At 67.7% G+C, this 25,991-nt stretch carries 25 protein-coding genes; 13 read left to right on the top strand and 12 right to left on the bottom strand.

Annotation, left to right across the window (positions count from 1 at the left end; all coding sequences use genetic code 11):
* Positions 1–21 precede the first annotated feature (21 nt).
* Positions 22–513, bottom strand: a complete 492-nt coding sequence (locus A37U_RS0127380) for an Lrp/AsnC family transcriptional regulator (protein ID WP_020499871.1) — start codon at positions 511–513, stop codon at positions 22–24.
* Positions 514–780: 267 nt separating this feature from the next.
* Here A37U_RS0127380 and A37U_RS0127375 point away from each other — a divergent pair, with 267 nt between their 5' ends.
* The 4 genes from A37U_RS0127375 to A37U_RS0127355 all read left to right on the top strand — a co-directional run bounded on the left by A37U_RS0127375 (position 781) and on the right by A37U_RS0127355 (position 6,939).
* Positions 781–4,272, top strand: a complete 3,492-nt coding sequence (locus A37U_RS0127375) for an indolepyruvate ferredoxin oxidoreductase family protein (RefSeq protein WP_083933881.1) — start codon at positions 781–783, stop codon at positions 4,270–4,272.
* A 379-nt stretch (positions 4,273–4,651) separates the two neighbouring features.
* Positions 4,652–5,251 carry a hypothetical protein gene (locus A37U_RS0127365; protein WP_020499868.1) on the top strand — a complete coding sequence of 200 codons (600 nt, stop codon included), beginning with the start codon at positions 4,652–4,654 and terminating at the stop codon, positions 5,249–5,251.
* A 259-nt stretch (positions 5,252–5,510) separates the two neighbouring features.
* Positions 5,511–5,654 carry a hypothetical protein gene (locus tag A37U_RS51930; protein WP_240437682.1) on the top strand — a complete coding sequence of 48 codons (144 nt, stop codon included), beginning with the start codon at positions 5,511–5,513 and terminating at the stop codon, positions 5,652–5,654.
* Positions 5,655–5,706: 52 nt separating this feature from the next.
* Entirely contained in the window at positions 5,707–6,939 is a 1,233-nt protein-coding gene (locus tag A37U_RS0127355; protein WP_157183042.1) for a cation:proton antiporter, read from the top strand.
* Between the two features lie 3 nt (positions 6,940–6,942).
* Here the strand turns inward: A37U_RS0127355 and A37U_RS0127350 are convergent, their stop codons facing one another.
* From A37U_RS0127350 to A37U_RS0127340, 3 genes are all read right to left on the bottom strand, one after another.
* On the bottom strand, positions 6,943–7,161 hold the full coding sequence (locus A37U_RS0127350) for a dodecin (protein WP_020499865.1): 219 nt from the start codon (positions 7,159–7,161) through the stop codon (positions 6,943–6,945).
* A complete protein-coding gene (locus A37U_RS0127345; protein ID WP_020499864.1) occupies positions 7,154–7,411 on the bottom strand; it encodes a hypothetical protein in 258 nt (85 codons plus the stop codon). Before A37U_RS0127345 ends, A37U_RS0127350 begins: the two co-directional genes overlap by 8 nt.
* Positions 7,412–7,815: 404 nt before the next feature.
* Positions 7,816–8,346 carry a DUF6328 family protein gene (locus A37U_RS0127340; protein WP_020499863.1) on the bottom strand — a complete coding sequence of 177 codons (531 nt, stop codon included), beginning with the start codon at positions 8,344–8,346 and terminating at the stop codon, positions 7,816–7,818.
* A gap of 884 nt (positions 8,347–9,230) precedes the next feature.
* Between A37U_RS0127340 and A37U_RS0127325 the strand changes: the two genes are divergently transcribed.
* A complete protein-coding gene (locus tag A37U_RS0127325; RefSeq protein ID WP_020499860.1) occupies positions 9,231–9,488 on the top strand; it encodes a hypothetical protein in 258 nt (85 codons plus the stop codon).
* A 30-nt stretch (positions 9,489–9,518) separates the two neighbouring features.
* Positions 9,519–9,725 carry a DUF2795 domain-containing protein gene (locus A37U_RS0127320; RefSeq protein ID WP_020499859.1) on the top strand — a complete coding sequence of 69 codons (207 nt, stop codon included), beginning with the start codon at positions 9,519–9,521 and terminating at the stop codon, positions 9,723–9,725.
* 45 nt (positions 9,726–9,770) lie between these two features.
* Here A37U_RS0127320 and A37U_RS0127315 read toward each other — a convergent pair whose 3' ends face one another.
* Positions 9,771–10,886, bottom strand: coding sequence for a 5-methyltetrahydropteroyltriglutamate--homocysteine S-methyltransferase (locus tag A37U_RS0127315; protein WP_020499858.1), 1,116 nt, complete (start codon positions 10,884–10,886; stop codon positions 9,771–9,773).
* A gap of 236 nt (positions 10,887–11,122) precedes the next feature.
* Between A37U_RS0127315 and A37U_RS0127310 the strand changes: the two genes are divergently transcribed.
* The 3 genes from A37U_RS0127310 to A37U_RS45495 all read left to right on the top strand — a co-directional run bounded on the left by A37U_RS0127310 (position 11,123) and on the right by A37U_RS45495 (position 14,439).
* The gene (locus tag A37U_RS0127310) at positions 11,123–12,049 is read left to right on the top strand and encodes an SDR family oxidoreductase (RefSeq protein ID WP_020499857.1); all 927 of its coding nucleotides are present in this window, start codon (positions 11,123–11,125) and stop codon (positions 12,047–12,049) included.
* 318 nt (positions 12,050–12,367) lie between these two features.
* Positions 12,368–12,712 (top strand): hypothetical protein, encoded by a 345-nt coding sequence (locus tag A37U_RS0127305; RefSeq protein ID WP_020499856.1) that lies wholly within the window; start codon positions 12,368–12,370, stop codon positions 12,710–12,712.
* The gene (locus A37U_RS45495; RefSeq protein WP_157183041.1) at positions 12,709–14,439 is read left to right on the top strand and encodes a hypothetical protein; all 1,731 of its coding nucleotides are present in this window, start codon (positions 12,709–12,711) and stop codon (positions 14,437–14,439) included. The genes A37U_RS0127305 and A37U_RS45495 overlap by 4 nt, the downstream gene beginning before the upstream one ends.
* Here A37U_RS45495 and A37U_RS0127295 read toward each other — a convergent pair.
* Both A37U_RS0127295 and A37U_RS0127290 read right to left on the bottom strand, forming a co-directional pair.
* Complete coding sequence (locus A37U_RS0127295) at positions 14,375–16,462, bottom strand: NB-ARC domain-containing protein (RefSeq protein WP_020499854.1); 2,088 nt, start codon at positions 16,460–16,462, stop codon at positions 14,375–14,377. The genes A37U_RS45495 and A37U_RS0127295 overlap by 65 nt on opposite strands.
* Before the next feature lie 84 nt (positions 16,463–16,546).
* Complete coding sequence (locus A37U_RS0127290) at positions 16,547–17,164, bottom strand: TetR/AcrR family transcriptional regulator (RefSeq protein ID WP_020499853.1); 618 nt, start codon at positions 17,162–17,164, stop codon at positions 16,547–16,549.
* A 79-nt stretch (positions 17,165–17,243) separates the two neighbouring features.
* On the opposite strand from A37U_RS0127290, the gene A37U_RS0127285 reads away from it, so the two are divergent.
* The 3 genes from A37U_RS0127285 (at position 17,244) to A37U_RS0127275 (ending at position 19,886) form a co-directional block, all read left to right on the top strand.
* On the top strand, positions 17,244–18,170 hold the full coding sequence (locus tag A37U_RS0127285) for an NAD(P)H-binding protein (RefSeq protein WP_020499852.1): 927 nt from the start codon (positions 17,244–17,246) through the stop codon (positions 18,168–18,170).
* Position 18,171: 1 nt separating this feature from the next.
* Entirely contained in the window at positions 18,172–18,840 is a 669-nt protein-coding gene (locus A37U_RS0127280) for an alpha/beta fold hydrolase (RefSeq protein ID WP_020499851.1), read from the top strand.
* A 203-nt stretch (positions 18,841–19,043) separates the two neighbouring features.
* On the top strand, positions 19,044–19,886 hold the full coding sequence (locus tag A37U_RS0127275) for a siderophore-interacting protein (protein WP_205623027.1): 843 nt from the start codon (positions 19,044–19,046) through the stop codon (positions 19,884–19,886).
* A 262-nt stretch (positions 19,887–20,148) separates the two neighbouring features.
* On the opposite strand, the gene A37U_RS0127265 is transcribed toward A37U_RS0127275, so the two are convergent.
* Complete coding sequence (locus A37U_RS0127265) at positions 20,149–21,435, bottom strand: M24 family metallopeptidase (protein WP_157183040.1); 1,287 nt, start codon at positions 21,433–21,435, stop codon at positions 20,149–20,151.
* Positions 21,432–22,187: an SDR family NAD(P)-dependent oxidoreductase gene (locus tag A37U_RS0127260; RefSeq protein ID WP_020499847.1), complete on the bottom strand. Its 756-nt coding sequence runs from the start codon at positions 22,185–22,187 to the stop codon at positions 21,432–21,434. The genes A37U_RS0127265 and A37U_RS0127260 overlap by 4 nt, the downstream gene beginning before the upstream one ends.
* A gap of 100 nt (positions 22,188–22,287) precedes the next feature.
* Here A37U_RS0127260 and A37U_RS0127255 point away from each other — a divergent pair, with 100 nt between their 5' ends.
* Positions 22,288–23,118, top strand: coding sequence for a helix-turn-helix transcriptional regulator (locus A37U_RS0127255; RefSeq protein ID WP_020499846.1), 831 nt, complete (start codon positions 22,288–22,290; stop codon positions 23,116–23,118).
* Between the two features lie 911 nt (positions 23,119–24,029).
* Here the strand turns inward: A37U_RS0127255 and A37U_RS0127250 are convergent.
* The 3 genes from A37U_RS0127250 to A37U_RS0127240 are packed head-to-tail and all read right to left on the bottom strand — an operon-like array spanning position 24,030 to position 25,989.
* On the bottom strand, positions 24,030–24,677 hold the full coding sequence (locus A37U_RS0127250) for a methionine biosynthesis protein MetW (protein WP_020499845.1): 648 nt from the start codon (positions 24,675–24,677) through the stop codon (positions 24,030–24,032).
* Positions 24,674–25,336, bottom strand: coding sequence for a TIGR04282 family arsenosugar biosynthesis glycosyltransferase (locus A37U_RS0127245; protein ID WP_020499844.1), 663 nt, complete (start codon positions 25,334–25,336; stop codon positions 24,674–24,676). Before A37U_RS0127245 ends, A37U_RS0127250 begins: the two co-directional genes overlap by 4 nt.
* Positions 25,333–25,989, bottom strand: a complete 657-nt coding sequence (locus A37U_RS0127240) for a glycosyltransferase family 2 protein (RefSeq protein ID WP_020499843.1) — start codon at positions 25,987–25,989, stop codon at positions 25,333–25,335. Before A37U_RS0127240 ends, A37U_RS0127245 begins: the two co-directional genes overlap by 4 nt.
* Positions 25,990–25,991 lie beyond the last annotated feature (2 nt).

The following is a 25,991-nucleotide window of genomic DNA, read 5'->3' as shown; positions in this document are numbered from 1 at the left end:
GCACGCTGCCCCGGTTCGCGCCTAGGAAAGACCCCGCCGAAGTTCCTCGTGCAGCTTGGCGATCAACGGCTCGACCCGGGGTTGCAGCCGGCGACTCAGCACGACCTCGGTCGAGGACCGCTCCACGCCGTCGACCGCGATGATCCGCTGGAGCACTTCCTCGAGTCCGGCGTTGTCCTTCGCCACGACCCGGCACAGCAGATCCGCATCTCCGGCGATCGCGTTCACCTCGATGACTTCAGGAATCGCGGCCAGCCCTTCGATGGTCGTGTCGAGCTTGCCCTGGGAGAGATGGAGCCGGACGTAGGCCATGCCACCGAATCCCATGGCGGAGGCGTCGATCTGCGGCTGCCAGCTGGCCAGCACGCCGGTCCGCACCAGCTTGTCGATCCGGGCCTGCACGGTGGCCCGCGCGATGCCCAGTCGCCGCGCGTATTCCCGCACGCCGGCTCGCGGATCCTCCGCGATCAGCTCGAGTACCGCGGCATCCAAGGGTTCGAAGGCCGGTGTCACACGATTCTCCACGATGCTGCGCCGGTTGCTTACCGTTCCGGCCTCGAAATGTACCGGTTGCCAGGTCGAGTCCGGTATGGCAGCCCGAGTATGCCGATGGCTCAGCCAATGGACCATTTATGGCGTAACACCGGCCGGTATTCCTTACCAGTTGCTCATTCTACAGACCATCTATTGACCACCTGGCCGACGGTTTTCTAACTTCATGCGGCCAGCTCGCATCTGCAGCGGGCACCACGACGACGTGTGGAAGAACGGGAGTTCGCGATGAACGCGCCCCTGGACACCTCGAAACCGCCCGCCGCGACATCGACGGCCCCGCGTTCGGGATCGTTCTCGCTGGACGATCGCTACCTGGCCGAGCACGGGCAGGTGCACCTCACCGGAGTACAGGCGCTGGTGCGGATGTTGCTGGATCGGCAGCGCCACGACGAACGCCTGGGACACCCGGGATCGCTCTACGTCACCGGTTACGAGGGATCGCCACTGGCCGGCTACGACCTGGAGATCGCGCGTCGCCGGAAGCTGATGGACGCCAACCGGATCGTGCATTCCGCCGCGCTGAACGAGGAACTGGCCGCGACCGCGCTGGCCGGGACCCAGCTGGCCGGGCAGGTGGCGAAGCTGACCACCGCGGGCGTGACCGGCGTCTGGTACGGCAAGGCTCCCGGACTCGACCGGGCCACCGACGCCATCCGGCACGCGGCGATGACCGGAACCTCTCCGCACGGCGGGGTTCTCGCCCTGGTCGGCGACGACCCGAGCGCGAAGTCCTCCAGCGTGCCCTGTTCCTCGGAAGCCGCGTTCGCGGATCTGCGATTGCCGACGTTCTACCCCGCCGATTCGCAGGAGGTCCTCGAATTCGGCCTGCACGCCGTGGAACTCTCGCGGGCCAGCGGACTATGGGCCGCGATGAAGGTCGCGACCAATGTCGCCGATGGCACCTCGACCGCCTTGGTGAGTCCACAATGGACTCCCCCGGATCTCACCGGCCTTCCGGATGGGTTGCGCGCCTACTCGCACGTTCCGCATGCCCGCTTGCTTGGCGAGGAGCTGGCCGCGCTGGAGCGCAGCTTCCACCGGGTTCGCTGGCCGCTCGCGCTCGAATACCTGCGCCGCAGCGGTGTGAACCGCATCCTCGGTGCCGTGCGGAAGGCTCGGATCGGCATCGTATCGGCCGGAAAGACGTATCTCGACGTGCGCCAAGCCCTGGATTCCTTGGGCTTCGACGAACCCGCGCTGCAGCGGCAGGGGATCAGGCTGCTCAAACTCGGCGCGATCGTCCCGGTCGAACCCACCGTCGTGCGTGAATTCGCCGAAGGCCTCGACGAGATCATCGTGGTCGAGGACAAGCGGGCCTTCCTCGAGATCGCGATCCGCGACATCCTCTACGGAACTCCGGGCGCACCGGCGGTAGCCGGTAAACGGGACCGCCACGGAGCGCGCCTGTTCACCGATATCGGCGAACTCGATCCCGATCTGATCGCGCCCGGGCTCGCCGCGCGGCTCCGCGAGCACGCCTTCGCGCCACTTCCGCCGCGGACCGAGAGCCGCGCCCGCAGCCGTATCCCGTTGACCCTCGCGACCCGCCCGCCGTACTTCTGTTCCGGTTGCCCGCACAACTCTTCGACCAAGCCCGTCGAAGGGGCATTGGTCGGCGGTGGGATCGGCTGCCACGCGATGGTGCTGATGATGCCCGAACAACAGGTCGGCACCGTCACCGGACTCAGCCAGATGGGCGGCGAGGGTGCGCAGTGGATCGGCATGGCACCGTTCGTCGAAACCCGGCATTTCCTGCAGAACCTGGGCGATGGCACCTTCGCGCACTCCGGCAGTCTCGCGATCCGGGCCGCCGTCGCCGCCGGCGTCTCGATGACCTACAAGATCCTGTTCAACGCGACCGTGGCGATGACCGGTGGGCAGGAGGCCATCGGCGGGCAGGGCGGTATCGGCAGGCTCGTCGCGACCGTCCTTGCCGAAAACGTCACCGGCGTGGTCGTGACCACCGAACAACCGGCGAAGATCCGGAAAGCCTTGCGGCGCGCGGGGATCACCGACCGCGAACGGGTCACCGTGCGCCACCGCGCGGAGCTGCTCGACGCCCAGACCGAGCTCGCCGACCGCGCCGGTGTCACCGTGCTGATCCACGATCAGGAATGTGCCGCGGAGAAACGGCGCAAACGCAAGCGCGGCACGATGCCCACCCCGGCCACCAAGGTCATGATCAACGAGCGCGTCTGCGAGGGCTGCGGGGACTGCGGCCGGAAGTCGAACTGCCTTTCGGTGCGTCCGGTCGACACCGAATACGGCCGCAAGACCCGGATCCACCAGTCCTCGTGCAACCTCGACTATTCCTGCCTCGAAGGGGACTGTCCCTCGTTCATCACCGTAACCGCCAAGGGAAAACCCCGCACCGGCACCCGCGCCACCGCGGACGTGGGCACACTGCCCGAGCCCGCCGTACGTGGCTCGGACAAGGACTTCACCCTCCGCATCACCGGAGTCGGCGGTACTGGCATCGTCACCGTCGCCCAGATCCTGGCCACCGCGGCGGCGATCGAGGGCCGCTATGTCCGTGCCCTCGACCAGACCGGGCTCGCGCAGAAGGGCGGCGCGGTCGTCTCCGACCTCAAGATCAGCACCGATCCGCACGCTCGCGCGGCCAAGCTCGCCGGCGGGGAATGCGACCTCTATCTCGGCTGCGATCCGCTCGTGGCCGTGGATCCCCGGCATGCGCAGACCACCGACGCCGACCGCACCATCGCCGTCGTCTCCACCGCCGATGTTCCGACCGGGCAACGGATCGTCGACCCCACCGCGCCCTCCCCCGACGGGGACGGCATCCGCTACGCGCTCGACGAGCGGGTCGCCGCGGCCCATTACCTCGCCGCCGACGAGCTGGCACTCGAGCTGTTCGGTGACGAGCAGTTCGCCAATATGCTGTTGGTCGGCGCCGCTTACCAGGTCGCGGGAATTCCGTTGCCCGCCGAGGCGATCGAAGAAGCCATCCGGCTCAACGGGGCGCGGGTGGACACGAACCTGGCTGCTTTCCGGCACGGCCGCCGCCTGATCGCCCAGCCCAGAGCCGAGGCCCCGGACCCGGACGCGCCCGTGGACCTCGACGCATTGATCGCGCACCGCGCGGCCGAGTTGGCCGCCTATCAGGACACCCGCTACGCGGACACCTTCACCCGGTTCGTGCACAAGGTCCGTGCCCGGGAAGCCGAGCTGCTGCCCGGCAGCACCCGGCTCACCGAAGCCGTCGCGCGGCACCTGTTCAAACTCATGGCGTACAAAGACGAATACGAAATCGCCCGGCTTTCCCTGGACCCGGCGCTGCGCGAAACGGTCCGCGCACAGTGGGGCGAGCACGCCACGATCCGATACCGGCTGCACCCACCGGTGCTGCGCGCACTCGGCATGAAACACAAACTCTCCCTCGGCCCCTGGTTCCGGCCGGTTTTCCGGGTCCTCCGCGCCATGCGACGGCTTCGTGGAACCGCCCTCGACCCGTTCGGCCGCATGCGCGTGCGCAAGCTCGAGCGGGCACTGATCGACGAGTACCGGGATGTGCTCGGCGCCGCCTTGGCAGACCTGAACCCCGACACACTGCCGCTGGTCACCGAACTCGCCGAGTTGCCCGACATGATCCGCGGCTATGAGGAGATCAAACTGGCTTCGGTCGAGCGCTACCACGCCAAGCTCACCGAACTGCGCCGAGAACTCGCCGCCCAGGCGAACACCGCGAGCAGCAGCTGACCCGGAAACCCTGCGGCCTTGCGCGGCCTGTCCGAGCAGTCACCGGGAAGGTCTTGACGCTGGGCGTACGGTCCGGCGCCCTGGACCGGAGCCCGATCAAGGAAATCATCCGCTGCTGGAGAACCGGGCCAAGACCAAGCGCAAGAAGGCGAGGACGCTTACGCGCGCCGTTGACGTCCAGCTCGGTCCCGAACGGATCCTGGTCCTTGGTCGCTTTCGCCCGCTCTTACACGATCGAGCGCGCCTCCCTCGGACAATCCGGCGACCCGCCAGCGGCGCACGAGTACCCGAGCGTCCCTTCCGGCAACCGGCAGGCCGATGTGTAAGCCCCCGAGTGACCGGGTACTCATCCGCTACGCCACGACAGTAGGAGTCCCGCATGAATACACGGCAGCAAGCAAGGAGGATCGCAGCCGCCACGCTCGGGGCAGCCGACTGGCTCCAGGAACAGTTCGCGCAGGCTTGGCAGGATCGTGCTAGCTGGACAGGACGGGCCGATGAGTTCTATTCGGAGCTGGCGCGGCGCGGCGAAGACGTGCTGACCCGAACAGGGCGCGCGGGACGTCGGCAGGCTCGCAAGGCACGGGAAACGGCGCGCCGGATCCCCGGTTTCGCCCCCGTCGAAGGCGAAGCCGCGGGTCTGACGAGCAACGCCGAAGACCTACCCATCGCCGACTACAACAGCTTCAACGTCGAACAGCTACTCCCGCAGCTGCCGCCCCTTTCGCAACGTGAACTGCACCAAGTCGAGGGCTACGAAGCCGAACACCAAGCCCGGACCACCGTATTACGGCGTATCGATGAGCTGCGTGGCACGGAGCCCTGGCCGGCTTATGACGAGATGACCGTCGATGAGATCGTGCCACGGCTGCGCGAGCTCTCACCGAACCAGCGTTCGGCGGTGGCCACCTACGAACAACGGCACAAACAGCGCCGAACCATCATCGACGCAGCCGAACCGAACGAACGAGCCACCTAGAGAGTCCGGTTCATGAGGCTCGTCTACCGGAGCCAGATCGACATCGGGTCAGGCGCGGCGGGACAGCGTCATCCTCGAATCCAGGCCAGGTCCTCGGAAGGGCCAGGTCCTCGAAAGCCGAGAAACCGGCCGGGGCACTCCCCGGCCGCCTTGCTTCGTCGCTCATGCCACCGTGCGCCCTCGGGAAGGATGGTGTGAGGTTACGCATCCGCTCGATGTGGGTATCACCCCTGCGTTGATTCTGAGGGAGGTGGGAACGGTGAGTGACAGCCATGAGGTCAGCCGGGGATACCCGAAGACCGATGTGACCCAAGGAGAGTTCGACGATCTGGTCGCGCAGCTGCCCAACGACTACCGGCAGGATCTGCTGACGACGGCCCCGGTCGACGAGCAGCGATCATGACCATCATCGCCGCACGGGCGGGAGACGCGGCGCCGGCTGCAGAATGGGAACCATGCTGATCGCCGTACTCGGGGCTGCCGGAGTGCTGGCCTTGCTGGCCGCCGTGCTGCCGAGGATCCTCAAGAACCGGCCCCTTTCGATGCCGCTGGTGATGCTCGTCGTCGGGATCATCCTCGGCCTGCTTCCGATCATGCCGCATGGTGCCGATGTGGACCCGCGCCTGCATCTGGATGCCGTGCAACGTTTCGCGGAGTTCGGGCTGCTGCTGGCCTTGGCGAGCGCGGGCCTCAAGTCGGACCGGGTGTTGAGCTGGCGTGGTTGGCGTTCCACCATGCGGTTGCTCGCGATCACTCTTCCGTTATCGATCGCGATGATCGCGGTGCTCGGCTGGTGGGCGGCCGGGCTGGCCCCGGCCGCGGCCCTGCTGCTCGGCGCCGCGCTCTCGCCGACCGACCCCGTACTCGCCAGTGACGTGCAGGTGCCCGCACCGGGGGCCAGCAAGGACAACGAAGTGCGTTTCACGCTGACAACCGAGGCAGGACTCAACGACGCCTGCGCGATGCCATTCGTGCTCGCCGCGGTCGCGCTCGTCGAGACCCCCGCGGTCGACTGGGGGCGATTCGTGCTGCTTGACGTGGTCGTGCGGATCGGACTCGGTGTACTCGTCGGGGTGATCTGCGGCGGGCTGCTCGGCTGGCTGATGTTCCGCGTCTCGCACGATCAGGTGCGGTTGAGCGAATACTCCGACGGACTCGCGATAGTCGCGATCGCCGCCTTGCCATACGCCCTCGCGGAATTCGTGCACGGGCTCGGTTTCCTTGCCGTGTTCGTCGCCGCGGTCACGGTGCGCTACAGCGAACGATCCCATGGATACCATCAGATCCTGCACCAGTTCGGCGAACAGTTGGAGCGGCTCTACGTGGTGATCGCCCTCGCGGGGCTCGGCGTCGCGATCGGTGACGGACTGCTGACCGGGGTACGGCTCGTCGAGGTCCTGATCGCCGGGTTCGCGGTGCTGGTGGCCCGGCCGCTGCTCGGGTGGCTGGCCCTGCTTGGTGCCCCGGCGAAAAAGCCCGCCGCGGCGGCGATCGCCTTCTTCGGTGTGCGCGGTATCGGCAGCATTTACTACCTGTCGTTCGCACTCGGCATGGCCTCGTTCTCCGGGCAGGACTCCTTGTGGCGGATCACCGCCTTGACGGTAACCGCCTCTGTCGTCGTGCACGGTGTCGCTTCGGGGCCGATCATGCAATGGCTGGAACGCCGCGGCATCCACCGACCCGCCTGAACGCTAATCCTTGGTGTCCTCGATCGTGAAGCCCACTTTCACCGTCACCTGGAAATGCGCGACAGCACCATCCGCGACATGTCCACGAATCCCGGACACTTCGAACCAGCTCACTTCCCGCAGCGTCGAACTCGCCCGTCGCACGGCGCCCTGGATCGCTTCCTGCAGGCTCACCTGCGAACTGCCGACCAATTCGGTCACCCGGTACACATTGTCAGCCATACGAATTCCTTTCCTGATCCGGTCCTCCCGCCGAGGGCACCTCAGCAGCCGCGGGGACGGAATCGGTCTCCCGCGCGGCGGTGTAGACCGGGGGTCGATGGTCATGCTCATCGGCCACGGCGCCGGTATGCTCGGACAGCTCGACGATGCGCGCCACGGCCGCTTCGGACCGGTCAGCGGCCGCTTCGGCACGTTCGGCGTAATGGCGACTGCGCAGTCCCCATTTCTTGGCCTTCTTCTTGTTCGTCATGGGGCGCCCCTTTCATCCGATCGCACACGGCCGCGAACGGTCGAGTCGATGCGTTACCCGCACAGCGAGTCCGGTAAACCCCGACGACCTCACCGATGGTGAGCCGATTTCGAATCCGTTGGCCGCCGTTCCGACGTCAGCGGGCGTTCCGCTCCGCAAAGGGCTCAGATCATCTGCACCGCCCCGTCGATTGGCGGCGCAGCGCCGACCGTTCCGTGTCGGCGGTCGCCTACTCGCGACTCCCTCGAAGCGACAGCCACATCCATGACATCACGGTCCGCGGCGAAGTACGCGATGCGATCCAGTTGTCCGGGCCGCTACGATCCTGGCCACTCACGCCACCGGCAGAGCCGAACAGTAGCGGGCGGCTACAACCATGATGCTGTGGATCGCCGCCCTCGGAACTACACCTTGCCGGATTCGGAGCCATCCTTTGGCCGCCGGTCACGTTCATCGACCGGTGTGGCTTCTGCGACCGAACAGCGACACTGCAGTGGCGTGGCAAACCACAATATGGTGAATATCGTGGCTGTTGCGGCGGTGAGCAGGATGGCAGGCGTGCCGCCGAGGACGATCTTGGTGAGTAAGAGGACGGTGCCGGTCATCGCGGCGGCCGGAAAGCCGAGCCCGGCGACCGCGCAACGGTTCGCGACGCGGACGATTCGTGCTCTCTGCCCTCGTCGGAACAGCATGCGATGCCACGCTGCGGGTGCGATCAGTAATGCCGTCGAGAAGGTGGTGAGCATGACGGTGACAACGTGGATGGTGTGGATGTCCGTGCCGGCACGTGCGTCAGTATCTGTGAAAGCAACCGCCAGGAGGAAACCGAACAGTATTTGCACCCCGGCCTGTGCCACCCGCAGTTCCTGCAGCAGTTCGTTGACGTTGCGGGTGAGCCGTTGCTGGTGTGCTTCCTCAGTGGTCAACAGATCCACCTCGTCCGTGCCCGCCGTGATCGATCTCGATGGTCACCGATCCGCTCGAACGGTGACGGAGCCAGTGCACCCAACATCACGAGACACAGGCCCCGGCGGCGCCGAGACCCCTGAGCCCACCTGGTTCGGGTGCCACGTCTGTCTGCTCTTCGTCGCGACCTTGGTATTCCTGTCGGCACGTATCGGCCGTGCCGAGGTCTTGGCTCGTGGACTTCTTGTCCTACTTGTTGTTTTTGTGCATTATCCGGCATGCGGAACCCGCAAACTATCCGGGAATGCGGATCGCGGTGGCAATCGGTGCAGTCGCCGCCCACCACGTCGTCGGCGCGGCCTTCCTGGTGACCGCTGCGTGCACGGCCCACGCCACCGGGCAGACCGCGCCTATGATCCGGCGGTTCGTTCCGCACCGACAAGAACCAGCGTGACGACCGGACCGCTGGACGCAAATCGCGACAGCTACGCGCAGATATTCACGGGGCCGCCCTCTTGCGTGCCGGTCAAGGCGCGGTTGCGGCCACACCGCCGAGGCGAAAGGAGGCCGCGGGGCTGTCCGACCGGCTGGTCCGCACGGCTCGGGCAATACGTGCGTGCGGCACAGACCCGTGGGGTTTCCACGGCATCGTCGCGGGTACCCGGGAGGTGAGCCGCCGGGCCGTCAGGGAGGTCCGGATGAACCCGATGACCGGAGTGATCGATACCGGCGTCGGCGTCCCAGCGCCGACGATCAGTGCACCCGGTTCGAGGATTCCCTCGCGGTTCATGGAGAACGTCCCCAAGCTCGGCGTCCTCGACGTTCACCGAGTCCCCGGGCGGCGACGAAGTGCGCGCGGCGGGGCGTGATCGACCGTCCTGCACAGAGCTGTGCGCGACGAGAGGAGAGAGGCATGTCCGAGTGTGAGGTATGCGGCAACGACTACGCGATGGTCTTCGAGATTCGCACGCAGGATGGCGGACGGCACGTGTTCGATTCGTTCGAGTGCGCCGTGCACCGGCTCGCCCCGGTCTGCGAGCACTGCTCGTGCCGGGTGATCGGACACGGGGTCCAAATCGAGGGACGGTTCTTCTGCTGTGCGCACTGCGCTCGCCGGGCCGGCGTTCCGCATGGCGAGCAGGCCGCCGACTCGGTGGGCAGCGGCGCGTAGCCCGGTCTTGCGCAAGAAGGGATCAGCACCGTGGACAACCTGAACACCGACTCGCTGGCCACGACGCTTGGCGGGCTCGAGTATCCGTGTGATCGCAGGACAGTGATCCTGCACGCCGCGGCAGAAGGCGCGGACGACGACCTGCTTGGTCATCTGTGCGCCCTGCCGGAGCGGCAGTTCGACGGTGCCGAGGATGTGAACGCCGCGCTGAGTTCGCGAGCCCGCAGCGGGCGCTGACCGTATCGTCGGCCGCGGTTGCGCGCCTTGGAGGCGCGAGGAGGTTCATCCCCAGATTTCTTCCGCGGTTTCGACGATGCGGGCGAGCTTCGCCCATTGCTGGGCTTCGGTGAGGTTATTGCCTTCTTCGGTGGAGGAGAAGCCGCATTGCGGTGACAGGCACAGCTGTTCCAGTGGTACGAACTTGCTTGCCTGCTCGACCCGGCGTTTGAGCTCGTCTTTCGCCTCCAGTTCACCGTGCTTGGTGGTGACCAGCCCCAGCACGACCTGCTTGCCTTCGGGGACGAACCGGAGCGGTTCGAACCCGCCGGAGCGTTCGTCGTCGAACTCCATGAAGAAGCCGTCCACGTCGAGCTCGTTGAACAACACTTCCGCTACGAACTCATAGCTGCCCTCGGCCACCCAGGAAGACTGAAAGTTGCCGCGGCACATGTGCGTGGTCACCCACATGCCCTCCGGCCGGCCGGCCAGTGCGGCGTTGAGTTGCCGGATGTATCGCTCGTGCTGGTGCTCCCCGTCCTCACCCCGCTCGGACATCATCGCGCGCTGTCGCGGATCATTCAGGTAGGCCAGGCTCGTATCGTCCAGCTGCAAGTACCGGCACCCCAGCTGCGCCATGTTTCGTATCTGCGCGGCGTAAGCGGCCGACAGGTCGGTCCAGAACTCCTCGTTGTTCGGATATACCGAACGGTCGATCTGGGCGGAACCCCCGCGGTAATGCACCATGCTCGGCGACGGAATCGTGAGCTTCGCCGTCGCGTTCGTCTCGCCTGCCAGAAACCGGAAGTCATCCGCGAAGATCGTCTGCTCCAACGCGATCCTGTCGGTGATCGCAGTGGCCGAGGGCGAAAACTCGATGCCGCCATCGTCGTTCTGGAACCGCACGTGCATCTGCTCGTCGGATGGCGTCACACCGCCGAGCTGGTAGATGAAATCCATGTGCCAAGACGAACGCCGGAACTCGCCGTCGGTCGCGCTCGCCAGCCCGATGTCTGCCTGCTGACGAACCACCTGGCGGATCGCTTCGTCCTCGACCAGGTGTAGTTCGACATCGGTGATCTGACCGCTTGCGTGCCGCCTACGGGCCTCACGCAGCTCACGAGGCCGCAGCAGACTGCCGACATGGTCCGCCCGGAATGGCGGGACAGCTCGCACGGACATACTCCTCCTCACACCATGGGGGCTCGGCGGACGAGCCCGACTCTGATGATCAAGGTATCGGCCCTGTCTTTTCCTATGGTAGCCGCAGATTCGAGAACCATAGGTCGAATCGACACGGGCAGGGGACCGGTTTCGGTCCCGACCAGCGCCGATCGGCGGGGCCGGTGTCGACCGTAGCGGGCACTTTCTGGGCGTCGCTCTGGCTATCCGAGTGCATGCTCTGAGAGACTTCGGTGATGTGGTCGCCGGATCGTGACGCGCTTCGTGGCAAGGTGGCGGTGGTGGCTGGCGCGACCCGCGGCGCGGGCAGGGGTATCGCAGCCGGCTTGGGTGAAGCAGGTGCGACGGTGATCTGCACCGGGCGCACCAGCAGCTCCGGAGATCCCTCGGTCCGCTCGGATTACGATCGTTCGGAAACGATCGAGGAGACCGCCGAGCTGGTCACTCGCTCGGGCGGTGTGGGTGTGGCGGTCCAGGTCGATCACCTCGAATCTGAGCAGGTAACCCGATTGGCCGAGCGGCTGCGCACGGAGTACGGCCACGTCGATGTGCTGGTGAACAGCATCTGGGGTGCTGAGGTGCTCAAGGGCCCGCCGCCGACGTGGAACACGCCGGTCTGGCGCCACGACCTGGATACCGGTCTGCGGATTCTGCGGTTGGCGATCGAGACCCACCTGGTCACCTCGCATCACCTGCTGCCGCTGGTGATCGACCGGCCCGGGGGGCTGCTGGTGGAGATCACCGACGGCACTGCCGCGTTCAACGCCGACCAGTACCGGATTTCGGTGTACTACGACCTCACGAAGGTTGCGGTGAACCGGCTGGGATTCTCCCAAGGACACGAGCTCGAACCCGTTGGGGCGACCGCGCTCGCGCTCACACCGGGTTGGCTGCGTTCCGAGATCATGTTGGAGAACTTCGGGGTGACTGAGGAAAATTGGCGTGATGCTCTGGAGGGATCGGTCGCCGGCTATCCCGCGGCTCCCGAGGGGTTCGAGACGTCCGAATCACCGCGTTATGTCGGCCGCGGTGTCGCCGCGCTGGCCGCGGACCCGGACCGGGCGCGGTGGAACCAGCGTTCGGTGACCGTGGCTGACCTCGCCCGCGACTACGGTTTCACCGATATCGACGGCACTCGACCCGATTCCTGGGCCCGGCATTGACGCCAACACCCTCGTGGATGTCGATGGCGCGTCTCGGGCTGCCGTCTGCCGGTGCTCGTGCCGTCCGGTAATCCCTCGATACCGGGACGATCGACTCGCGCCCGCGTTCGCCGAGGTCGAATCATCCCGAAACCGTCCCGGGACCTGCCGTGTTCGCGAGAGTTCCGGGACGGGCACCGGGACACCCTCGCCACCCGTTCGCTCTTGTGCGGCCGGTGGCAGTCCGCACAGGCATCGTGATTGTGCTGCCCCGATGGCGGTCTGATTGCTGCTACGTTTGGCAGGTAACGCCACGACAGCACGCGAAGGGAGTCTTCGATGCCCGAGCCGATTCTCATCTCCATCGCGGCCGCACTCGCGGGCAAGGCGGCTACGGGCCTCTACGACCTCGTGCGAAAGAAGTTCTCGGGTGACAAGGAAGCCCTCGCCGAGCTCGAGGCAGCGACAGAGCGGCCGGAGGACGAGCAGTACATCGAGGCGGTCGCGCAGCGACTGGACCGGGCCGAAAACGATGATGCCGAATTCAAGACGGAACTGCGCGCCGAATGGGAAAAGATCAGAGTGACCCAGCAGGCGGGTGATGGTTCGGTCAACAATCAGGTATCCGGCGATGTCGGTACACTCATCCAAGCCCGTGATGTGCACGGTGATATCAATCTGTGAGAAGGCACGGTAACGGATTCCTGCCACAACGCTGGCGGACGGCAAAGGCGTCGACGACGGTCCTCGCGGTCGTGCACAACGTCACGGCCGCGACCCGTCTGCTCGATGTACTGCCGATCATCGCCCGTGATCAGCGGCTGGAAATCTTCTTCACCTGTCCGGGTTCCAGCGCGTTCACCTCGGGGACCGAGGAATACCTGATCGACCGTGGTATTCGACCCATTTCCTGGAAAGAAGCCATCCGCCGACAATTCGGCCTCGCGATCTCCGCCAGCTACGGCGGTGACCTACACAAAATAAAAGCGCCGCTGGTGGTTATCCCACACGGAATGGGATACAATAAATATCTGAAGCCGGAAGCCGGAAGCCGGAAGCCGGAAGCCGGAAGCCGGAAGCCGGAAGCCGGAAGCCGGAAGCCGGTGTTCGGTCTGTCCACTTCCTGGCTCATGCACAAAGGTGCCGTGGTACCTACCGTCATCGCACTCTCGCACACCGAGCAACTCGAACGGCTACGCGTGGCATGCCCGGAAGCGGTACCAGCGGCCGTGGTCCTCGGTGATCCTTGCGTCGACCGGCTGACCGCGAGCCGGCCGCTGCGCGAGACCTACCGGCAGGCGTTCGGGCTGACCGCCGGACAACGGTTGGTCGTCGTCTCCTCGACCTGGGGCGAACACTCGCTTTTCGGCCGCTGGCCGGAACTGGTCCGTACCTTGGCACACCAGCTCCCCCTGGAGACTCATCGCCTCGCCCTGGCATTGCACCCGAACATCCCGCACGGCCACTCCCCGTGGCAGGTACGAATGTGGTTGGACGAGTGCCGCCGGGACGGCGTCCTCGTACTGCCCGAGGGCGATCTGTGGATGCCCGCACTCGTCGCCGCGGACGTGGTCCTCGGTGACCATGGTTCGGTGCTGTTCTACAGCGCTGTTCATGGCACCCCCATTCTGCTGGCCAGCGCCCCGACCGAAGCAGTCGCCCCGGATTCACCGGTCGGCGAGTTGCTGCGCCTGGCACCCACGATCGACCCCGGTGACGACCTCCCACGCCGGATCGAGCAGGCCATTCTGGAACACGATCCGGATCTTTATGCACCGGTCACGACGCTGGCCACCGCACGCCCGGGCGAGTTCGCCGCATTGTTCAGACACACCGTCTTCGACCTCGCCGGACTGCCGGATCCGGGAAACCACGCCCGCACGACGGCCGCGCCCATTCCCCGTACCGGGTTCCCCGAACCGAACGCCACGCTCGTCCGGGCCACGCTCACCCCAGCGCCACACCAGCTCGACGTGACCCTGGACAGGTATCCCGCCGGATCGCTGACCGAACCCTCGAGAATGCCCGCGGAGACCCACCTCGTCGTCGACGCGCAGGACCCGGAGCTGGGGCTGCTTCCCATGGCGGACATAGTCGTGCACCCGAGCGTGGCGCACGCCGGACAATGGATCGACGCGACCCTGCGCGCCCTCCCCGGCTGCCAGCTCGCCGCCGCCCGGGATGATCAGGGCTGGCTGTTCGGATCCACCGATGGCGCAACCGTCCGGCTCGGCGCCACGGCACAGGGGCACCTCTTCGCTTCCGCGGTGCACACCTGGCTGTGCTCTGGCCGAGGTCTTGCGGAGCTGCCCGGGCGTCTCAGACTGCGGCTGACCGGAGAAACCGTCACCGTGGCAGGGGTGGCAGCTGCTCCAGGCGGTCCAGAATCACGTCGGCCAGATATGGGCTGAACCCCCGCACCTGCACGATCTCCAGCGCCGTAGTCAGATGCAGGCGTTCGGCCTCCACCTCGCCGCGAGCATGCGCGAGGTCGGCGAGCGCTTGGCATGCCTGCACGCGCACGGTGTGCCAGCCACCGGCCTTGGCCTGTTCGGCGGCGTCCGCGAGTACCAGGACCGCCTCGTCGTGGCGCCCGAATTCGACCAGCCGCCTACCGCGCCAGTAGGCGATCTTGGCCAGGTTGTACGGCTCCGCGCGCAACCGTTCGGCCGCCAGATCGAACAGCGATCCGGCCTCTCTGGGATCACGTGCCACCGAGCCGTAGTGGAACGAGGCGAGTGCGTCCCGCCGGGGATCCCCGCTGCGCCGAGCAAACTCGTGGTTCTCCTTCAGCAACAGCTCCGCCCGTTCCAGGGCCCCCTGGTCACGGCATACCAGGCCGAGCGCCTCCTTCGCGCTGTACTCGGCGAGCAGGGACCCTGCCTTCCCGGCATCCCGCAGCGCGGTCATGAGGGTCTCGGCTGCCTTGTCGAGATCGCGCAGTTCCCGATAACCGAACGCGAGCTGTTGGCGTACTACCGAGGCGGCAAGCGGTGCCGACAGCTCGTCCGCGGCCCGCGCCGCCCCTTCGCACACGGCGATCATGTCCAGCGTGTGCTTGTCCTGATCATGCAAAGGCCACAGCGCGACCGCGAACCGACAGGTCTGGTCCAGCTCGCCGAGGCCGTAGGCAAGATCGACCACAGCCCGCAGGTTGGTCCGCTCGGCGCGCAACCAGTCCTGCGCGACGGCCGAATCGGGCTCGGGCGCGGGCAAGGCCTCGGCCCAGATTTCGGCCAGCCAGATCCGCTCCGGCATCCACGCGCGCGAACAAGCCAGCGCCCGGTGCAGGTAGTAGGCGACGATCCGGCGCCGGACTCGTTCGTCCTCGTCCGCTTCGCGCAGCAGCACAGCGGCGTGCGGTCGAACCAGCTGCGGAGTGGCGATCTGATAGCGCTGCTCCACGACCTCGACGGCCAATCCGCGCCGGACCAGCTCGGTCAACGCGAACTCGACATCCTCGGCATCCTGATCCAAGATCGCGGCGGCTGCTTCCAGGGTGACGCCCGCATCGGGCGGATGCACGCCGAGAAACCGGTAGCACTCCTGGGCAAGGGGATCATCGTCGAGGCGATGGTAGGCGGTGTCGAACACCGCGCGCACGGCCACATCGTCCAGGCGGGACAGCGCCCGTAAGGCCGTCTCCGCCTCGGCCAACTTCCCCGCCAAACGGACCGGGGACATCTCCTCGAGCAGCGCGCCGACGGCCCTCAGCGCGAGTACCGAACCCGCACAGCGATCCAGCAACCGCCCCAGCGCGTCCGGCTCCGCGTCCAGATCGAGTCCCGGGGTCAACTCGCCGAGCAGGGCACGCGCGGACTCGTCGCTCAGCGGCTCCATGTGCACCTGACGGTCACGCCCGACCAAACCGGTGACCGCACCGGAACGGACCACCGCGACCGAGGACCGGCCGGGCCCCGGTAACAACGCCTCGACCTGTGCCCTGGTGAGGGCATCGTCGATGATCAGCAGCAGCCGTTTCCCCTTCGACCAGCTGCGCCACACACCGGCGCGGCCCTCCAGGCTGGCCGGTATCCGGTCGAGGTCGTAGCCGACGGCCGAGAGCAGCTCCGCCAGCTTGACTCGCACCAGTTCGTCGTCCTTCGCGCCGAGCGAGACGGCAACGATCCCGCCCGGGAAGCAGTCCCGGAGGTCGTTGGCCACGTGGGTGACCAGCGCGCTGCGCCCGCTTCCCGGCCCGCCGCAGACGAGCGCGAGCCGCGCCGGACCTTCCTGCTCGGCAGGAGTGAGCAGCTCGGTCAGCTGGCGCAACTGCGCCGTATTGTTGGCGTAGGGCGACACCCGGCGGCCTAGGTGGTACGGCACCACGGTTCGCTCGGGCGGCCCGTAGTTCAGGTTGATGTCCCCGTACACCTGCCCGGCTTGTACGAGCTTGCCGACCCGGCCTTCGAACTGGTTTGCGCCGCCGTCCATCTCACCCCATCGCCGCGGTTGACCGACCGGAACGAGCCTACCGCAACGACGAGGCCGCGGTCCGGGCTCTGATCGGACGCCAGGTCAGCCGGATTCGGTCGGCGATGAGATTCCGAGCTGGCCGAGCAGGGTGTGCACGTAGCCGGTGCCGGTGTGCTGACCGGTCACCAGGAGCCGGTAGTAGAGCGCGCCGTACAACAGGTCGACGAGGACCTCGGGGTCGGCGCCGTGGCGTAGCTGACCTCGGGCGCGGCCACGTTCGATCGCTGCGACGGCGTCGGCCCGGCGTGCGCTGATGAACCGGCCGCGCAGGGATTCGGCCAACCCTTCATCGTATTGCGCGTCGGCGATCAGCCTGGCGAGCAGGTGCCCGGCCACGGTGTCGTTCATCCCGTGCACGACCGCGCTCAGCTGCTGGACCAGATCGGCATGCAGCGATCCGGTGTCGGGAAACGAGATGTCCGGGTTGTTGTGCTCGAAGTAGGCGTCCATGACCACGGCCGCCTTGTTCGGCCACCACCGGTACAGCGTGGCCTTGCTGGCTCCGGAGCGGGAGGCGATGGCGTCCATGGTCACCGCGGTGTAGCCCTCTTCGTCCAACAGCTCTTCGGCGCTGCGCAGGATGGCCGCGCGGGCACGTTCACTGCGCGGCCGGCCGGATCGGCGGGTGGTGGCCGGGGTATCCGAGCTTGACGTGGACATGACGAGAGCTTACCGTACGAAACGTTCAGTTTCGAAATGGGGTACCGCTCTGCGGAGCACTGTCTTACTGGGAGGAACGATGAAACTCGTGGTGACCGGAGCCACCGGCAAACTCGGCCGAGCGGTGGTGGCCGAACTGCTGCGCCTGGTTCCCGCCGAGCGCGTGACCGCGGTGGTCCGGGACGAGGCGAAGGCGGCTGACCTGGCCGCGCAGGGCGTGCCGATCCGGATGGCGGACTACACCCGCCCGGATACGCTGGCCGAGGTGTTCGGCCCCGGCGACCGGGTGCTGTTCGTCTCGACCAATGTGCCGGGCGCCGAGCGGATGGCCCAGCATGCCGCCGTGATCGAGGCGGCGAAGGCCGCTGAGGTCGGGCTGCTCGCCTACACCAGTGTGCTGGACGCGCCGAACGCCGGGTTCTCCATCGGCAGGGACCACTGGGCTACCGAGCAGCTGATCACGGCGACCGGTCTGCCCTCGGTGATGCTGCGCAACGGTTGGTACAACGAGAACTACACCGGTTTCCTCGGGCCGACCATGCAGGCCGGTCGGGTCTTCGGTGCCGCGGGAGACGGAAGGGTGGCCACCGCGGCGGTCGCCGATTACGCCATGGCCGCCGCCATCGTGCTGACCGCCGATGACGGGCTTCGCCCGGTGTACGAACTCAGCGGGGACACCGCGTGGTCGCTCGCGGAGTTCGCCGCGGAGTTGTCCGCCCAGACCGGTGCGGACATCGCCTACGACAGCATGGAGCCCGCCCAGTACAAGGCGATCATGCTCGACGCCGGGGTTCCCGAGGCGAGCGCGGATGCCCTGCTCGAGGCCGATGCCGCCATCGCGCGCGGGGAGTTGTCCGCGACCCCTGGCGATCTGCGGCGCCTCATCGGCAGGCCGACAACCACCATCGCCGCCTCCGTCACCAGCACCCTGGCGGCAGGGTATCCACTCGGCGGAGCGCACGACTCGCCTTCACCACAACACGAATCCAACCATCGGGGTGCCTGAGATGACCCGGTACGTACTCGTTCCCGGTGCGTGCCACGGCGGCTGGTGGTACGACCCGATCACGACCGGACTGAGGCGTGCCGGACACGCGGCCGATGCGGTCACCCTCTCCGGGCTCGACCCGTCAGGTCCCGCCGCGCCCTCGGCCAACCTCGACACGCACATCGAGGAGGTCACCAGCATCCTCGCCACCCACGAGGAAGCGGTCGTTCTCGTCGGCCACAGTTACGGCGGCGCCGTCATCACCGGCGCCGCCGACCGGCTGCCCGCACAGGTCCACACGCTGGTGTACTTGGACGCCTTCGTGCCGGAAGACGGTGACTCCTGCGCGAGGATGACCAACCGGCAACAGCGCGACTGGTACCTCTCCGGCTCGGCGGCCACCGGGCTCGGGCTCGCCCCACTGCCCTTCTTCGACGACCGCGCTCGACCGCACCCCATCGGGAGCCTGCTGCAGGCGGTGCGCCTGACAGGAGCACACAAGACGATAGCGCGCAGACACTACGTCCTCGCCGCCGCGCCGAGCTGGCTGCCACTCTCCCCGTTCGGCGCCGTCGCCGAACCACTGCGTGCGGACCCGAACTGGACCGTCACCGATCTCGACGCCCCACACAACCTGCTCGCGAACGGCGGCGCGGAGCTACTGGAACTGTTGCTCGCTCATGCCTGAACCCACGCGTCTCACTCAGAACACCTACCGACTCGGCCGACGAGATCCGGACCATGCCGAGAAACAGCGCAGCCCCCTGCGGTCCGGCTCCGGTCCACGGCGGCCAGGGGCGGCCGCAGCGCGGAAGTCGAAAGTACTGCCAACGCACGGGTGTGGTGAACTGTTGGCAGGTGTGTCGACGTCGAAGGCAGGCAGGTGTCGTGGTGGCGGTTCACGGTGATTCGGTCGCATCCGGACGCAGGCGTGCTCTCGAAGGCTTCGTGTTCCGGACACTGGAAGTGCTGCGTGCCACGCACATCACGCCCCGGTTGCGCAGGATCACCTTCGGGGGCGCCGAGCTCGCCGGGTTCGGTGCCGACCGTACCGGCCCGAACGTGAAGATCTATATTCCGTTGCCCGGCCAGGATCGTCCGCTGCTACCGGAACGGGTTTCGTCCGGGGAACTGCTGTGGCCGGTCGACGACCTGTGCCCGGTGATGCGCACTTACACCGTGCGGCGGCACGACCCGGACAGCTGTGAACTGGACATCGACTTCGTCCTGCACGGTCACGGTGTCGCGGGCAACTGGGCCGCCAAGGCTCGTCCCGGCGATCTGCTCGGTGTCACCGGACCGGGAGGCAAGACCGTGCGGGCCGCCGACTGGACGTTGTTGGTGGCCGATCACGCGGGGCTGCCCGCGGTGGCCACGCTCCTCGCCGAAACTCCGCAGGATGCTCACGGGCAGGCGATCCTCGCCGTACCCGGTCCGGAAGAGGAGCAGCGGCTGCGGTATCCACCGGGCTTCCAGGTGCGCTGGTTGCATACCGGTGCCGCGGCGGATCCGGAACCCCTCATAGCGGCGGTGCGCGAGTTGTCCTGGCCACCGGGGGGAACCGCGTTCGGCTGGGTGGGCGCGGAATCCCGTGTGGTGCGTGCTCTTCGCGATCATCTGCGCGGAGAACGGGGGCTGGCCAGGCAGGACACACTGTGCATCGGGTATTGGCGCCGCGGCATGGACGAGGCCGAGTACCACGAGACCCACGACAACGACCGCGACGACCACTGAACGGGGAGGGCCGCGACTTCCCTCAGGAATGGGCGTGATCGCACGCCGAGTCACGACGGCGCCCCAGATCCAGACGAGGTTCGACGTTCTCCGTGCTCAGCGAGCATCGCCGAAGAGTCTCAGCCGGTCCTCGTTCTCGGAAAGGACGAAGCTGTTCGCGCTGTCCGCGCCGACGACGTACGGCAACGGCTGACGGAACACTCCGGCGCTGCCCGCATCAGGGACGTGCTGTCCAGCCGATGAACAAGGCGTTCGACGGACCTCAGGCCGGGACGCCCTCGGCGCGGAGGATCCGCGCCGTGTACGGGTTCAGCTCGATCGGACCGTCGTCGCCGACGAGCACCGTGCCGCCGAGGTAGGCAAGGTGCCGTCCGTAGGCGTAGTTGGGTTCGAGGGCGAAGGTCATTCCGGGTTCGAGTTCCAGGTCCGCGGCCATGGTGGGGCGGTGGTCGTCCTCGGGCGGGTAGGCATCGGCGCCGGCCATACGACGGCTGGCGTCGTTGGGAAAACCACTCGCCGCGATCATCGGGTTGAGTGTGTGGACGGCGGGGCCGAATTCCCATCCTCCGGCGGTGGCGTACGGCTTGCGGATGTCGGAGACGGCCTCGCCGAACGTCCGTCCGGGGCGCAAGGCGTCCAGTCCGGCGTCGTACGCGGCCCGGGCGACGTCGGCGGCGCGCCGCAGGTCCTGGTGCGGTTCACCGATGGTGATGGTGACCTGGTGCTGTGTGTGGCGACCGGCGACATTGCTGAACACCTCGGCTGAGATGACCTCGCCGGACCGCAGGACACGAGGGGCTTGCGGGCGATAGCTCCACGGCGGCGGACCCGACGCGAGCGGGGCGGGGCCCGTCCAGAAGTGCATGGCCGCGGGGGTGGTTCCACGAGCATATCCCGCAGCCATTCCGGCCGCGTACACCTCGCTCTCCGGGACACCAGCGGCGGCGGTCTCCACCATGGCCCGCACCATGGCGTCACCGATGCGCGCCGAGTGACGTACCACGGCGATCTCCTCGGGGCCCAGCGCCATGATGAGCCGGGACAGAGCCATCCCCACCGGCGTGAACTCGGCTGCGGGGAAGGCGGCCAGGACGCTGTTCCAGAGCCGGTAGGGCACGATGCCCTCGGGATGCCAGGGCGGATAGGGCTCCAGGCCGACGACCCCTATCGTCGCCTTCTCCAGCCCCCACTCGTCGAGGGTGGCGGTGACCACGCTGGAGTCACGGGACATGCGCAGGTTCTCCGGCGAAATCCAGATGGTGTCGCCTCGGCGGGCGGATTCGAGGTGGTCCTTGGTGAACATCTCCATCGGGAGCAGCGAGACCGGTTCGCCCTCGCGCGGGAAGACGACGGTGGTACCGGCCCGGCCGTTGGTGAACCAGGTGTCGTAGGCGAACGGCGCCGGGCCGGCGTCTTCGTGCTCACCGAAGATCAGCAGCGCGTCGAGGCCCTGGCGGGCCATGAATGCCCGCGCCAGGTCCCACCGCCGGTCCCGTTCGGCCATCGAGAAGGTGGGTACGGTGCCGCCGGTCATCTCGACTGCCCTCACCACGGGACGTTGCCGTTGCGGTCGCTGTACTGCCTGGTCGGCCCGGGTGAGGTGGTGGCGAACGCGACGATCGCGTCGGTGCCCTCGGTGACGGTCTGGGTGCCCTGATGGTGGTTGAGGTCGGTGGCGGTGAAACCGGGGTCGGCCAGGTTGAACCGGACGTCGGGGATGCCGTTGGCGTACTGGACGGTGAGCATGTTCAGGGCCGCCTTGGACACCGGGTACATCAGGTGCGCGACGGCCGATTCCGGCCGCTCCGGGTCCGTCGCGACCGTCAGCGAACCAGCGCCGCTGGAGACCATCACCACCCGCGGGTCCTCCGCGGCACGCAGCAGCGGCAAGAACGCGTGGGTGACACGGACCGGGCCGAGGACGTTGACGCGGAGGACGGGGACGAGGTGCTGTGGCAGCGTCTCCTCGGGTGTGATCAGCTGGTCCATGGGACCGACCTGCTCGCCGGTGATCCCGGCATTGTTGACCAGGACGTCGAGCCGGTCGCTGTGCTCCCGCACGGCCTCGACGGCCGCGGCGACGGAGTCGTCGGAGGTCACGTCCAGCGGCACGAACGTCACATTCGCGCCCTGGGCGGTGAGCCGCTCGGCAGCCTCCTGCCCTCGGACCTCGTCACGCGCGCCGAGGAAGACGTGCCAGCCCAGCTCGCCGAGCCGCCGGGCGGTCTCGTAGCCGATGCCCTTGTTGGCGCCGGTGATCAGGGCAGTGGCGGTGTTCGGAGTTCGTTGTGAGTTGCTCATGCTTCGACGCTAGGCAGGGGGCGAGACGCCATCCAGGTACGCCCGAGAGTGGTACTGGCCGTTCCAGGATGTCCGCGCCGCCGGGTAGGAGAATGGGCGAATGGACCGCATCGAGCTCGCCCGCGCCGTCAAGGCCGCCCGCGCACGCATCGCGCCCGAGGACGTCGGCCTCCCCAGCGGTCCCAGAAGGAGAGTCGCCGGCCTGCGCCGTGAGGAGGTGGCCCAGCTCGCCGGGCTCAGCGTCGAGTACGTGGTCCGTCTCGAGCAAGGCCGCGGACCACAGCCGTCCGCCCAGGTGCTCACCGCCCTGACCCGGGCACTCCGGCTCGAGCGCGACGAACGCGACCAGGTCTTCCGGCTGGCGGGCAGCTCGCCGCCGCTGTCCGGCCGGATCGAGATGTCGTTGCGGCCGAGCGTACTGCGGCTTCTGGAACGGCTGAGCGACCTGCCCGCGCTCGTACTGTCGGCCAAGGGCGATGTACTGGCGCAGAACTCCATGGCCCGCGCGCTGTTCGGCGATCTCATGCGCTGGCCCGATGGACAACGCAACATCATCTGGCAGCGGTTTCTCGGTTCAGGTGTCAGTCACGTCGCGTCCACCCCGGAGGAGGTCGAAACGACGGCCCAGCAGTCCGTGGGGTTGCTGCGCACCGCGCGCTCGCGCTACCCACACGACCCGGACCTTCGCATACTGATCGAGAACCTGCTCGACGGCAGCGAGCGATTCTGGAGCATGTGGGAGGAAGGACGCTCCACGACGTCCCGGTCGATGCGCAAGACGATCGAGCACTCCGATCTCGGGACGCTCACCCTGGACTGCGACACCCTGCTGCTGCCCGACACCGATCAATCGATGATCGTCTACTCCGCCGCGCCCGAATCGACCGGCGCCACGGCCCTCGGCACCCTGCGTGCCACGACCTCGCACTGACCGGCAGTGTGCCCGGTGTCGCGGCACGGAAACGATCACGATCTGGCGAAAAGGCAGCGCTGGACACCGCGCCGCAATGGGGGATTCATCGTGTCGGAGCTCAACAGGGAGTTCGGGTTGCTTTCTTGCTGCTGCCGTGCGCCGCGAACCCGTTCACGAACAAGCTCGTGCCGAACAATATTCATGGGACAGAAATCCTTCTTTCACACAAGATGGCTGCCCGGATGTCCGAGCTCGCCCGGCTGATCGGCGTAAGCACCGCCTGGTCGCCCTCGGACTTCTCGAAGTCACACCAGACCCACACTCAGCACGATCGAAACTGGTCGTACTGACACAAAAGGCCACACCCGCCGCCGAGAAGCCCTGAAACTGCTCGCCGACCTGGAAACCGAACCCTGACAAACACGCCCGAGCACACCCACATGCCATCGAGCGCGGCGCCAACCGAGCGAAATCGGCCCCAAAACCGCCCGCGAGTCCCTCACCGAGAAGGCATCTGTCGCGATCACCGGCCACTCGCAGGAAAACTCGATGAAGCCGCCCGGCGATCGCAGGATCCACTACCGACCATCGCCAGCGAGCACCCGTCCACCTCGCCTCGGACGAATCCGCCCACACCACAGGAACCGTGCTACGCGCCGACGGAGAACTCGCCTACCGGGCCCGCATTCGGGAACCCGGGACTACACGCCGAACGATCCGGTCATCGCGCCGCGAGCTGACCGAAGCAATCCGCCGGTCCCGCATCGCTGCACGGGTAAAGGAATGTGAAGGCCCCAGGGGCTTGGCGAGCGACCGCGCGGGCCGGGCGGTCCTGGGCAGGTGCAGCGGACTCGCCGGGAGTCGTCCGGCCGAAGGCGGGCCCACGGCCCCCGCAACGGGTTGCGCCAGCCGAACCGCCCGGTGTTTCCTCATCCGGCGCGCCCGCCGTCCGCGGTGAGTTCGGCGAACCAGCGGCCGAGGTTATGGGTGAGCTCGCAGACCCGCAGTCCGGCCTCGGCGGCGACGGCCGCGATGCTGTCGGCGCCGACAACGGCCCACGGAAACCACGGTCCGCCTCGCTCACCGTCGGTCAACCGGGCGAAGCCGGTCCAGCTGTGCTCGCCGGGCCCGGCCAGCTCCACCAGGATCGTGCCACCGTCCACCAGCAGCATCGTCGTCCTCCGCAGCAACGCCACCGGGTCACCGCCGATACCGATGTTGCCGTCCGCGAGCAGCACCCGGCTCCACGCGCCCTCGTGTGGCAGTGGGCCGAACAGATCACGTCGCAGCACCGGAGCACCGTTGCGGGTGCACGCGGCGAGCGCACCGGCCGCGATGTCCACGCCGAGTGCGTGCACGCCGCGGGCGACCAGTGCGCGCACCAGCCTTCCCGGTCCACAGCCGAGGTCGATGGTGGCACCGGCGCAGCGGTCGAGCAACCAGCGGTCGTGCTGTTCGGCATCGGCGTGCCAGCGGTGCGCGGGCAACGGAACGGAGGTCCCGTCACAGCGCTGCAGTACGGTCATGGTGCCGCCCAGCGCCGCTTCGAAGTCGGCGTCACGGATCCCGCTGTTCACAGCAGGGCCCCGACCGCGGCCGCGAACCGGCCGTGCGGTGCGTTCGCGGCGACGGCGACCGCGTCCTTGCCGGTGTCCACATCGGACAACACGGGGAGGGCATGGATGCTGAGCCCGGCAGCGCGCAAGGCTTCCTCGGTACGGGCCCCCGTGTCCGGACGAGACGTCGGCACCTCGATGATCAGCCTCGCCCGCAGTGGATCGCGCAGTCCGAGCAGCCACCAGCCGCCGTCTTCGGCGTGCCCGAACACCGCATCGCTGGTGCCCGCCACGAGCGGCGCCGCACCGGAACGGAGCACGCTCGGGGTGACCTGCGGGGTGTCCATCCCGATCTGCAGCACCGGCATGCCGGGAAACCGCGCGGCAACCTCGGCGTGCGCCGCCACGATCCGCTCGCCGAGGTTGTCCCCTCGTTGAGCGAAGACAGTGCATGCGCCGAGTGCGGCATGCAGCGCGACGCGGTCCTCGGCGTCGTCGAGGTCGCCGGAGAGCGCGACGGCGAGCTGGGCATCCGGTGTCGCCGCCGCGGCGTCGAGTGTGTCGAGCAAGGCGGCCGCGGCGATGCGGGCGGCCGCCCGGGGGGTCGCCGGCGGGCACAGCCGCGTCTTGACCGCACCCGCTCGCGGAGCCTTGGCCAGGACCAGGATCACGTGGTTCATCCGCGCATCACCTTCGCCATATCGCGCACGGCGCGCACCGTTCCGGTGACCGAACCGGAAACCTTGGACCGGCCGCCGGTACGCGGGCGGTAATCCACGGTGGTCTCGTGGATGCGCCAGCCCGCCTCGGCCGCTTTGCTCAGCAGCTCCAGCGGGTACCCGAAGCCACGGTCGACGACTCCGAGCTCGAGCAGTGCCTTTCGCCGCGCGACCCGGATCGGGGCGATGTCGTGCACCGGCGCGCCTCGGCGCCGCAACAAGGCCGCCAGCAGGGCGTTGCCCGCGCGGGCGTGCCAGGGTTGCACGCCCCGGCGAACCGGAATCCGCCTGCCGACCGCCAGATCCGCCCGCCCGCACTCGACGGCCTCGGCGAGTTCGGGCAGCACGCCCGGGTCGAGTGAACCGTCCGCGTCGAGCACGGCGACCAGCTCGGTGCGAGCCTGCTCGAGGCCACTGTGGACGGCGGCACCGTAGCCCTTACGTGGCTCGTGCACCACCGGTACCCCGTGCTCGCGCGCAATGCCCGGAGTGCCGTCGGTCGACCCGTTGTCGACGACCAGCGGCTGGAAACCGGTGGGGAGCTCGGCGAGCACGCCGGGCAGCGACTCCGCCTCGTCCAAGCACGGCAAGATCACTTCGATGGAGAACACCATGT

The organism is Sciscionella marina DSM 45152, assembly GCF_000379465.1.
GTDB lineage: Bacteria > Actinomycetota > Actinomycetes > Mycobacteriales > Pseudonocardiaceae > Sciscionella > Sciscionella marina.
This window is presented reverse-complemented; position numbering and strand designations above follow the sequence as displayed.